This window comes from Mesorhizobium sp. P5_C1 (assembly GCF_054049815.1).
Window position 1 is genome coordinate 1 of record NZ_JBFULQ010000614.1, and the last position, 3,052, is coordinate 3,052.

A 3,052-nucleotide genomic window follows, 5' to 3' on the forward strand; every position below is an offset into this window, starting at 1 on the left:
GCGCGGCTCCGGATGGGGTGCCGACGAAGGCCAGATGCTGACCCGGTTTTCGCTCTACCGCGACATGAAGGTCGTCACCAACCACGAGCGCGTCACCAACAGCAAACGCGTGGTGTGCGACGAGTACAACTCGAACAACACCTGCAAACGAAGCCACGACGAGTACGACTACATCGATTCCTATGGCCCGTTCGCCAGTTGGCAAGGCTGCGTCGAAGCCCGGCCCTACCCCTACAATGTCAACGACGCGCCGCCGTCCGGCGGCTCGTCGAACACCGGCATAGGGGTCGGCGATCCAGCGACGATGTTCGTGCCGATGTTCGCCCCGGACGAACCCGGCAATCATTGGAAGCTCACCCAGGATCCCGATGAGGCCATGCCGACGACCTATGGCGCCGTGAACAGCTGGTGGAATGACAACCCGACGAGCAGCACCGGCCAATCCCGGCTGCGCAACGTGGCCAAATATTTCCAGCCGCGGCCGATCGATGCGCCGGCGCTGCCGGCCGGAAACGGCCCGAACTACAGCTGCACCACCAACCCGATCACACCGCTGACCGATGTCAGCGTCACCGACGGACTGACCTCGATCAAGGCCGCGATCGACCTGATGCAGCCGAATGGCGGCACCAGCGTTCCCGAGGGCATGGCCTGGGGCTGGCGGGTGGTCTCAAGCGGCGAGCCGTTCACGCAAGGACGCCCGGAAACAGAAAGAGGCAACGACAAGGTCGTGATCGTGCTGACCGACGGCGCCAACACCTACTACACGCCTGCGTCGCTCGGCTATTCCGATCCCGCCGATTCGAAGTCGACCTACGCGTCCTACGGCTATCTCAACCCCGGCTACAACGGTACCTCGGTCGGCCGCATGTTTCTGGGGACATCGAGCGCCATTGGCCAGTTCGACTATTCGAACGGCAATTACACGAGCGCGCTCAACGAGCAGATGGCGACGCTTTGCAACAACGCCAAGGCAGCCAACATCATGGTGATGACGGTGGCGCTCGACTTGTCCACGACCAAAACCAGCGACCAGGCGGCGATCGCGGCGCTGAAATCCTGCTCGTCGAACTCGCGCTTCCGCAAGGACCCGACGGATCCGAGCAAGCCGGCCAAGCTGTTCTGGAACGCCACCGGCGCCACCTTGTCGAACGATTTCAAGGAAATCGGCAACGAATTGTCGAACCTGCGCGTCGTCAGCTGATCCGGAGGCACTGGCAGCCATCTGGCGCAACGGCTGGCGGCGCCATGCCCTTGCGGACGCCCGCCGGTGCGGGCAGATATTGGCCGCTCGCTTCCGCACCGGGGTGCGCAGGGGAACGAATAGATGCCCGAAACCGCCAACCATCTCGCCTTTGCGCTGGTCTGCCTCGGCATGGTGCTGACGCCAGGCCCCAACATGATCTACCTGATCTCGCGTTCCCTGTCGCAGGGGCCAAAGGCGGGGCTAATCTCACTTGGCGGCGTCGCGCTCGGCTTTGTCTTCTATGTACTGGCGGCGGCGTTCGGCATCACTGCGCTGCTGCTTGCCGTGCCCTATGCCTATGACGCGCTGCGCTTTGCCGGCGTACTCTATCTCCTGTGGCTGGCCTGGCAAGCCGTGAAGCCGGGGGGACGCTCGCCGTTCCAGGTGCGCGAACTGCCGCGGGACCGGCCGCGCAAGCTGTTCGCCATGGGCCTGATGACCAACCTGCTCAATCCGAAGGTGGCCGTGCTCTATCTGTCGCTGCTGCCGCAGTTCATCAGCCTGGACAAAGGCCATGTCCTGTCGCAGCTGCTGGTGCTCGGTGCGACACAGATATCGATCAGCCTCAGCGTCAATGCCATCATCGCGGTGACAGCGGGCTCGATAGCCACCTTCCTCGCCGGCCGGCCGCTATGGCTGGTCATCCAGCGCTGGATGATGGGCACCGTGCTGATGGCACTCGCGCTGAAGATGGCGACAGACGCACAGCGCTGAGAGTGGAAGTACAAGCAGCGATCGCCGCCGTCAGCAGCCGAAGACTTCTTTCAGAAAAGCCCGAGAAACGCGCTTTCGAGTTRCACCGGGCTGGTCGGCGCTTGCCAGCGCAATATTGATATTGCCAGCAACGCCAAAGCACATCAGCCAGACGATCTTCTTGAGCACTCCCGACAGTTTCCACGCCATCGGTCAGTCTCCGTCACCTGGCCACAGAGGGCGCCGACAGGCCAAACATATCAGGCTTTGTCAGGCGCTCTTTGTTTGGCGTTCCGGCGTCGTCACATCGGCCGCCGGATTTGCTGCGCCCGCTCCGGCTCGACCACCTTGCGGTAGAGATGCCAGGTGGCGTGGCCGAGCACCGGCATGACCACGGCGAGCCCGGCAAACAGCGGGATCGAGCCGATCACCAGCAGCACGGCGACCATCAACCCCCACAGCGCCATCTGCAGCGGGTTTGCCATCACCGCTCGCGCCGAGGTCTCGATGGCCGAAACAGCGCCGACATCTCGGTCGAGCAACAGCGGGAAGGCAACCACAGTGGTGGCGAGCACGACAACGGCGAAGACAAAACCGGCGGCATTGCCGGCGAGGATCAGGGTCCAGCCCTTGCCGGTCGTCAGCACCTCGCGGACAAAGTCGCCGATCGATGCCGGCGGCTGGTCGCCGAACAGGCCGGTGTAGATCGACTGCGCGGTGTAGAGCCACAGCAGGAATAGCGCCACCAGCATGATACCGATCGCCGCGATCGACGGAATCGCCGGCGAGTGGCGCACATCGAGGGCATGCCGCCAGGAGGTGTTCATGCCGAGTTCGCGGCGGCGGCTGATCTCGTAAAGACCGATGGCGGCAAACGGGCCGACCAGCGCGAAACCCGACATCAGGGGATAGATGAGCTGGATGGCATTGGCGCCGGACGTCCATCGCGTCAGGATCAGACCGACAACGGGGTAGATCAGGCACAGGAACACGTAGTGCGATGGTTTTGCCCAGAAATCCTCGGCGCCGAGGCGCAGCGCATCCCTGAGATCCGCTGTGGTGATGCTGCGCACCGTGGGCTGTACGTRCGCCCCGTGTGCGTCCGCCATGACA

3 protein-coding genes and 1 pseudogene are annotated in these 3,052 nt (G+C 63.6%); 2 read left to right on the forward strand and 2 right to left on the reverse strand.

All coding sequences use genetic code 11. The annotated features are described in order from the left end of the window. Together ACXJ7R_RS28830 and ACXJ7R_RS28835 are read left to right on the forward strand one after the other, a co-directional pair. Positions 1-1,204 (forward strand): annotated as a pseudogene (locus tag ACXJ7R_RS28830) (hypothetical protein); the annotation flags it as partial. 123 nt (positions 1,205-1,327) lie between these two features. After that, positions 1,328-1,960, forward strand: a complete 633-nt coding sequence (locus tag ACXJ7R_RS28835) for a LysE family translocator (protein ID WP_095086701.1) — start codon at positions 1,328-1,330, stop codon at positions 1,958-1,960. Between the two features lie 30 nt (positions 1,961-1,990). Here the strand turns inward: ACXJ7R_RS28835 and ACXJ7R_RS28840 are convergent, their stop codons facing one another. Beyond that, on the reverse strand, positions 1,991-2,149 hold the full coding sequence (locus ACXJ7R_RS28840; RefSeq protein WP_457154799.1) for a hypothetical protein: 159 nt from the start codon (positions 2,147-2,149) through the stop codon (positions 1,991-1,993). Between the two features lie 92 nt (positions 2,150-2,241). After that, positions 2,242-3,052 (reverse strand): DUF2189 domain-containing protein (locus ACXJ7R_RS28845; protein ID WP_457154800.1); only part of this gene is annotated, 811 nt, incomplete at its 5' end.